Below are 734 nucleotides of genomic sequence, written 5' to 3'. Positions count from 1 at the left end.
GGTCATGGCCGACGAGCGGCGCTCGGCGCCCATCATGATTTTGTCCTTGGCGTCCTCGAATTCGGCCATGGTGACGAGGCGCTTGTTGCGCCGTGCCGCCATCAGCGCGGATTCGTTGACGAGGTTCATCAGATCGGCGCCGGAAAAGCCCGGCGTACCGCGCGCGATCACCTTGAGGTCGACATTGGGCGCCAGCGGCACGTTGCGCACATGCACCTTGAGGATCTTCTCGCGGCCGACGATGTCAGGGTTCGGCACCACGACCTGGCGGTCGAAGCGGCCTGGCCTGAGCAGGGCGGGGTCAAGCACGTCGGGCCGGTTGGTGGCGGCGATCAGGATGATGCTTTCGTTGGATTCGAAGCCGTCCATCTCGACCAGCAGCTGGTTCAGCGTCTGCTCGCGTTCGTCGTTGCCACCGCCGAGGCCGGCGCCGCGATGACGGCCGACAGCGTCGATTTCGTCGATGAAGATGATGCAGGGTGCGTTCTTCTTGGCCTGGTCGAACATATCGCGGACGCGGCTTGCACCAACGCCTACGAACATCTCGACGAAGTCAGAACCGGATATGGTGAAGAACGGCACATTGGCTTCGCCGGCAACCGAGCGGGCGAGCAGCGTCTTGCCGGTTCCCGGACGTCCGACGAGCAGCACGCCGCGCGGAATCTTGCCGCCGAGCCGCTGGAATTTCTGCGGATCGCGCAGGAACTCGACGATCTCTTCCAGATCTTCCTTGG

General features: G+C 63.8%; 1 protein-coding gene. It reads right to left on the bottom strand.

What is annotated here, in order from left to right:
* A partial coding sequence (locus EN906_RS36090; RefSeq protein WP_127375869.1) for an AAA family ATPase occupies window positions 1-734 on the bottom strand: 734 nt, incomplete at both ends.

Origin of the sequence: Mesorhizobium sp. M7A.F.Ca.CA.004.06.1.1 (assembly GCF_003999135.1) — a bacterium.
In the GTDB taxonomy this organism is placed as follows: Bacteria; Pseudomonadota; Alphaproteobacteria; order Rhizobiales; family Rhizobiaceae; genus Mesorhizobium.
This window is presented reverse-complemented; position numbering and strand designations above follow the sequence as displayed.